The sequence below is a fragment of the Flavobacterium hauense genome, assembly GCF_054457175.1.
Genome location: NZ_JBTKVX010000001.1, coordinates 240,861 through 248,531 on the forward strand (window position 1 = coordinate 240,861; position 7,671 = coordinate 248,531).

The 7,671-nt window shown below is 42.5% G+C and carries 3 protein-coding genes; all 3 read right to left on the reverse strand.

Features of this window, described 5'->3' with window-relative positions:
* Window positions 1-42 precede the first annotated feature (42 nt).
* The gene (locus ACX0HA_RS01130; protein ID WP_458843422.1) at window positions 43-3,225 is read right to left on the reverse strand and encodes a T9SS type A sorting domain-containing protein; all 3,183 of its coding nucleotides are present in this window, start codon (window positions 3,223-3,225) and stop codon (window positions 43-45) included.
* Between the two features lie 236 nt (window positions 3,226-3,461).
* Complete coding sequence (locus tag ACX0HA_RS01135; protein ID WP_458843423.1) at window positions 3,462-5,972, reverse strand: T9SS type B sorting domain-containing protein; 2,511 nt, start codon at window positions 5,970-5,972, stop codon at window positions 3,462-3,464.
* A 34-nt stretch (window positions 5,973-6,006) separates the two neighbouring features.
* A partial coding sequence (locus ACX0HA_RS01140) for a T9SS type B sorting domain-containing protein (RefSeq protein ID WP_458843424.1) occupies window positions 6,007-7,671 on the reverse strand: 1,665 nt, incomplete at its 5' end.

The window sequence follows — 7,671 nt, forward strand, 5'->3', positions numbered from 1 at the left end:
AATACAGCATGGCTAAATAATGACCATACCGTATTAATGCATTTAGTGAATAGCCACTTGATGGCTTTCTATGGTTCCATTTACATTTATACGTAATATATAAATGCCCGGTGCTATACCCTGCACATTCATTGTTGCAGTAGGGCTTGTTATACTTATTGTCCTTAAAAGTACATTAGAAAGATCGTAAAGTTCGCCTGAAATTATTGCTTCGTCCTGCGGCTTCAGGTTCTCATCAAGCAGCGTAATATTAAGTATATCATTTGCAGGATTAGGATAAATATAATATATATACTGTTTTTGGTCAGAAAGGCTGCTTTCCTCATTCACCATCATAAAGTTACTTTGGGTATTAAAAACATGAAAAGTTTTCCATGGACCCCATCCGCACCCGTTTTTTATCCTGGCCTTAAAGACTATTTCTGTACCATTTCCATTCCTGAAAATCACTCCATATTTACCATAGGCTTTCGTACCCATATTTTGTGCATCGCTGTGCTGAGGATAGGAACTTGGGACAAAAATAAAATCTCCGGAAACCTTAACCCATTCATGGTCGTAGCTTGAAGCTCCTTCCATACCCGGACCTGTTACAAATAAAGGTACCGGCACATTCAATGGCATAGAGGCAAAAGCGGTGCATTCATCGGCAGCACTGCTGTGGTCTGCACAGGAAACGGGTCCCAGTATTGGTAGTGCTGTTCCGATATAAATCTGCCTGGTCACAACTCTTGTGCCGCAATTTCCGGTATAGTTTACTCTTAATGTTATCCATCCTGTTCCCATAGCAACGACAGATACAGATCTTCCGGTATTTTTGCCGGGTGGTATTGCAGCGATTGAAGTTCCGTTTACTATAGTCCATAGATATGAGTTAGCCCCGGCCCCAGCTAAATATGTCGATGTACTGCAGAATTCTTCCGGTCCCTTTATTTCAGAATCACAGATATAAGCGCAATTCAGTATTGTGTTGTCATTATTATCATTAAGTTCATTGGCCAGCCAGTTACCATTTCTTGCCTGAAAGGAAATGTGAGAAAAATTCTGCTGAAAAGTGACGTCAAATTCATTAAATCCAACGATAAAGGCATCGAATCCAGAATGCAGATTGGGATCGGGTAGACCAGCCCCGCTGTAATGCAGCCTGTAATCATTCTGCATTACTTGGGTTTTATTACGATGTATATCCAGAGAACTTACCACGGGTATAAAACCATAAACAGGGTTAACCAAGGTGTTGGATGGCAGGTATTGCTGATAATCTTCTATAATTTCGCCAATATCGTTAATACCTCCTGAATATGTATCGAATGGATGATAGCCTGGTTCATTAGGAGCCCATCCGTTGTCTTCGGTCAAAGTGTGGGTAATATTTGGGCCAAACCATAAGAACTTTTTCCTGTATTGAATTTTACCATGGTACACCAGCCTGTTTTGATTGTCAAAATCAGGATTCGACCTTACATCAAAATCAAAGAAATATTTGCTGGAGCCGGGGATCAGGCCAAGTAAGCTAAGCGTAAAGTCATTTGCGAGTACACCTATTGTGGGGGTAATCAGCATATGCAGCAAGTCACCCCAAAAACCGGGATTATGGTCGTCATCAATATTTATCAGATCATCTCCTGCATTAAAACCATTATCGGGAGCACATTCATTGCCGTTAGATATGGCAATATTCCTGCTATCTTCAGGATAGCCCATAGCATCAAATTCGGTTTGCCAGATCACATGGGGAGCAAGGGTAGGATTGCCGTTGATGTCTACATATTGATAATTCATCTGAAGAGCTGCCGGAGTATCTGCAAGAGTAAGAGCATCTTCTATAGACGGGAAGGCAATATTGAGAGAACCTAAGAGCATAAAGTCTATATAAGAAAGTATTCCGGGAATGATATTTTCAACGGCACCATATAAAATAGGAGCTCCAACATATTCATTATACATATGCCTTGAGAGATACTGTATGCTTAGAGGAGTGTTGGCACCTTGCATAGGCGAGTCGTGGGCAATGAATAGCCTGACATCATGCAATTCATCATCTTCTTCCATTTTAGCAAGGGTATAGCGCCCTATTAGCCCGCCCATGCTTTGTCCTAGTAATACATTCTTGTGGACGCTGCCAAAAAGTACTTTTTGCTGGTTTACCCATATAATAATATCCCTCAATACTTTGCTGTTCTTCTTTATATCATCTACGCCATTCTTCCAGTCAATATAAACTATGTCGTATTGTTGATTAACACCATCTAATAATGCAGTTAAATCACCTGAGTTAATTAAGCTATTTTTGAAAGTATTTAATGATCTATCACCACCTGCTATTTCGGGCGTTAATATGCTTCCCGGATCAAAGCCTTCGGCTACGATAAGGGGCTTTATCAGTTGGTTGTTGTGGGATGGGGCATAGTCTATTCTTATCTTGGCTCCTTGTAGTGAAAAGTTTTTTGTCGGGGGTGTAATACCATCAAAAACATTCATGGTAAGATTTGACTCAAATATTTCAGCCCCTTTAGTAAATTTTAAAGTCCATGTTTTCGTCCCAGGTTCAGTATATACAACAGTTAACAGCTGGTCAAATTGTATTTGTTGATACCCTTTGCCATCATTAAAGTTGGCCTCCATTTTAATGTCTTTCCTCTCCATGTTGGAAAGAAAGAGGTTTTCAGGTAATTTTACATTAATCTCTAAACCGTTAATTTTTTTTACAGGTGCTGCTACAGCAAATGTTTTAGAAGTAATGTAAGGATTCTGTAATATGCCATCTACATACTTGTCGTAATATTTATCATTGATAACATCAATTTTACCATCTTGGTAAGCATCGGGATCAAGTTTTGCATATTCATATAAAAGCCCGCTTAGTATTATTACATTCTTGTCATCAGGATTACTTTCATGCCTAGTGTAAGCCCACTTTTTTGCGACATTTTTAAATGTAGGGAAGTTAATAGTATCACTTGTCACTTTACCCATCAGTAGCGTTTTATAGATGTTACCAAGAATAGTTGCTGAAACTTCGGTACTATCTGTAATTGTACCGTTGTAGGCAGCTACGTTGGTAAATTCCATTGCATAGTCTAAAAGGACGCCTGTTGGTACGCGGCTTTTATCAATATTCTCAAAAATTGCATTTATTTGGCTTTTCCATATTGTGTCAACTTTTATCTGACTATAAGTCATACAGTAGAAGAGCATAAAAAATAGTAAAGAGATTTTTTTCATATTAGTAGTATTAATTGGTTGCTTGTTTAAATATCTTTATAATATTCAATACAATACTACTAAATTATGTGCATAAAAACTTACTTGTTACTATAGCCGGAGTTTCATTTTCAAAATATTGATAAATATTTTTATGCTTTCAAAATGTTTTAACCAGTAAAATAGGAGTATAGCACCCCAATACAAGGTGTGAATTTTACGTGTTAAATTATTGTTATTTTTTGAACTATGTTATATTACCGCATCAAACTAAAATGCCCCTTGATAACGCGCCCGTTATCGAGTTTTATTACGTACCAATAATCGGTTGATGGCATTTGGCGGCCTTCAAAATAGCCATCCCATCCATTGCCTTTTGGGTCTATATCGGCAAGCAGCTTTCCGTAGCGGTCAAATATGTATATTTTGCTGTTTGGGTAAAAGAACGAATTAACACCAATAATATTCCAGGTGTCGTTTGTGCCGTCGCCATTCGGCGTAAAGAATTTTGGGCTGGCCAGTACGGTGATTTCCTTAGAAATTATGCCACAGCCACGTCTGTCCTTTACATATACTGTGTGAGGCCCTGAAGTTACGTTTTCAAAAAGGTTAGACTCCTCAAAAGGCCCGTTAGGACTGTCAAGGCTATACAGGTATGTAGTTTCTACACCGGCCGGCGGTACCGCCATAACGGTAACAGTGTTGTTATTGCGAAAGTCGTTGATAATGATGTCTTCAATAATGGCAACATCAGATGCTGTTACGATAAATGTCCTTGCTGTGCTGCAGCCTGCCAGGTTGGTTATGGTAACATTATAATTACCGGCTTCAAATAGTGTTATTTTAGAAGTCGTGTCGCCTGTGCTCCATTGGTAGCGGTACGATGCCGGGTTGCTCGATACTGCGGTAAGGGTTAATCCCAAAGGGTCGTTAAGGCATAGTGTTTCCTGTACTATTTTATCTGTAGTAGGGCTGTCTAAAGCGGACAGTGTAAAGGTACTGATCTCATAACATTCGGGATTGATGCTGTTGTGTATACGGGCATAGATCCGTTGCGGATTAGTGGTGTTGGTATAGGCAGCAGCATTGATTATTGGCGCAGTGTTGGCATCGGCGCTGCTTTTATCTTTAAAGTATTTAATTACGTTTTCGCTGCTGATCTGCGTTCCCAGTATAACCGAATCGTTTTGTGTAAGGTCAAAAATAGTATGCCCATCATTGTCCAGGTCGCACTGCTGAAGGTTGGCAGCCTGATTGGCAACAGGGGTAGGGGTGATGGTGATCTCAGTAGTTTCGGTATGTATTTCGCCCAAATGGGTTACCGTGGCTACGATGGTATAGGTACCGGCTGCGGTATACGTGTGCTCTCCCGTGGCCACGGACGAAGCTGGGCTAGTTTGTCCGTCACCGAAATTCCATGAAACCGAATCAAAATTAACATCCGTATCAAGTTCAAAATGGGTAAGGTCACCAAAACATTTTTTAGTGGCAACAATATTCACTGCAAAGTAAGATGTAATAAAATGCGGCAGGCCAAAAAAGCAGGTTCCGGTATTTAGCGTAACAGCATTGGTGGTATAAGAGCAATTCATGCCGTCTTCTTCGGGAAAAGCGATCTCATCAAGAAACCGGCTATTAACCACAGCCCGGTAGATTTTTCCGTTAGGCCCCAGCTGAAGCGTACCCGATTGTGCTGTAACGCCTACCTGTACTCCCGATGCAGGGATGTCAGTGCTGAGCAGGTCGTATTGTACTACGCCGTTTGCATTAAATCCGTTATCGTATGATACGTATAGCTTTTTGGATTTTTGCGAAAATTCGACACCATAGGGCATGGTATTCTGGCTAATCTCTATAGGGTTTAAAAGCTGCCCCGTGGCATTATCAAAGTCATAGAGCCAGGCAGCACCGGTATTATTATTGTCGGTTTGCCCTGTCTGCGTAGAGATCTGTACATGGGCAATGGCTATTTTTTTGCCATTTGGAGAAGCTTTTATACAGCCAATACTGTTTCTTCTGTATCCCGAAACCGGAACCAGAGGAGCTATAACCGTTGTAGACGGGGTAGCGTTTACCCCTGCAGACGTAACTTCAAAGGCATAGAAGGTATCGATAAAATGAGTTATTACCCAATAACCGGTTCCTGTATTGTTTTTTACAGCTGTTACCTTTTCAGAACATTTATATTTAATCTGTTCGGGATCAGCAGGGTTGTAGGTAACAAGATGGGTGTTTCGCGTAACCACATCGCCAATGCTGCCGTTAGTACCGGTAACCGAAAGATCTACTATAGAATAGTTGAAGCCGTTATTAAACCCGTCATCCTGACCCGGAATAGTGGCTCCATCTTCGTAAGGGCCGGTAAACTGGTTAGGGTATGCCGCTGCGTTTTGATGATGCGGCTCGTCTACAGTAAAGATATAGTAAATATTAGGGTCGCCTTTTTTAGGAACTATCACACCTGACTGTGTACTCGATGGATCGCCAAAAAGTCCTGTACCCGCATTATAATTGCCATTTGGCATAAGCAGGTTGTTGCGGTCCCATACATTGCGCCCATCGGTATAAAAAAGCAGGTTGCCCGCATTGTCAGAGATGGTGCTGCAGCCTTCGTTACTTTCAATAGCACTGCCGTTTTGGGAGTTAATGCTGCCGTCGTCTTCAAAATGAATGCTGGCAAAAACGCCAAAGTGCCAGTTGTTCGCTTCTTTTTGGGCAAAAATGTTTAGTGTGGTAAGCAGTAGTAGGAGGCACGCGAGTTGTTTCATAAACGGGGCAGTATGCTTTTCAAAATTACGGCTTTTATCTTAAAAGAGAAAAATGTGCCCTGAATTCTTTTATAACAGTTATGGTTCCGTTAAATTCACTGTAGGTAACGGTGAACCAGTAGTCGGTTGCCGGCATTTTTGCGCCATTGTACGTACCGTCCCATCCTTTGCCAACAGCACTTATCTGTTTTAGCAACTTGCCATAACGGTCAAAAATGTAGATTTTAGCATCCGGCTGATCCAGGCCTATAACATTCCAGAAATCGTTGAAACCATCATCATTAGGGGTAAAGAAATTCGGGTAATCTACAATATCCACTCCTGTAAGTATGGTTTCGCCACAGCCGTCAGGGTTGGTGTCCCTTACCCTTACCGTATGGCTGCCTGGTGATACATTGTCAAAGACATTGCTGTCCTGCCATGGGCCTTCATCAAGGCTGTATTCATATACTCCGTAACCGTCTATGGTTACCGTGATGGTCTGGTTGTCGCTGAAGTAGTTCGTTACATAATAGCCCCTGCCGGTTTTAACTGCAGGGCCGCTCTGTAGTACCGTTACCGGTGCTATAGGGTCAGATACGCAGCCTTCGGTGCTCGTAGCTACTACTGTGTACTGGCCTGCGGCCTGCGCAAGGAGTACAGGGCCGGTCTCTCCAAGGATTGTGGTCTGGCCTTTTTCATCGGTATAGCTCCACTCAAAGGTTCCCATGGTTAGCCCTGTATCGATTACTAGTGGCCTTACTACGGCTCCGGTGGATTTGTCAACACAGATCGTACCGCCTTTGATAACAGGCTCAGGAAGGCGATTCACGACTACCTTAATTTCTACAATAGCATCACATTCTCCAATAGAGGTATTGCTCACGACCCTTATCCATACCGGTTGCATATCCGGCTGGGTATTATGGAAAGCGGTAGGGTCTGGTATCGGATTATCTCCATTTTCAGCTTCTGCCGGATCGGTATGATAGGTTACTGTAAAGTCTGCCGGGTTTTGTGTGCCAAGCACTTCGGCTTCTATTTGGGTAAGGTCAAATACAAACAAGCCGTCATTTATGCCGTCGGTATCACACTCTTCAAGTGTTGAATCTACGGGTTGTGCTGCTGTAGCATATTCTTCAACTACCAGCTGCAATGGTTTGACAATTTCACACCTGGTTACAAGATCCCGTACCCTTACATATACCGTCGCCGAACCACCTGTTACAGGGTAGGCATTCACCGGGATGGCAGCGGTGCTAAGAGTAGCATCAGTAAAGAAGTCTACTTTATAATTTGCCGCGTTTGGAGAGAGGTATTCATTTACAAAATCCCTGATATTGAATACTGCTGCCCCATCGCTATTATATTCACATATAGCATATACATCCATATCGGCGATCGGTGGCAGCGCGTTAACGATAAGCCTTAGTGTCACCACCTGGTGGCACCTTGGCTCTGCCGGGTTGTTGCTGTTGATCTCCACCCTTACATATACATCGCCACTGGCGCTGGTGTAGGCTGTTGGGGTAGCTATCGGGTTGATGCCCTGGTCTGCATCATCATAGCTGGTATGGTAGCTCAATACATAGTTCGAGCCGTTGTTGGTGATCTCTGCTGCCCTTTGGGTAAGGTCAAAGACCTCTGTGCCTACTGTGGCGTCGCTGTCACACAGCTCCAGTGGCTGTGGTGCAAAGTTCGGTGTAGGCAGCGGAAGCAC

Excerpts from the sequence above, each read along its gene's own strand:
- ACX0HA_RS01135 (WP_458843423.1), bottom strand. The coding sequence starts at position 5,972 with ATGAAACAACTCGCGTGCCTCCTACTACTGCTTACCACACTAAACATT.
- ACX0HA_RS01130 (WP_458843422.1), bottom strand. The coding sequence starts at position 3,225 with ATGAAAAAAATCTCTTTACTATTTTTTATGCTCTTCTACTGTATGACT.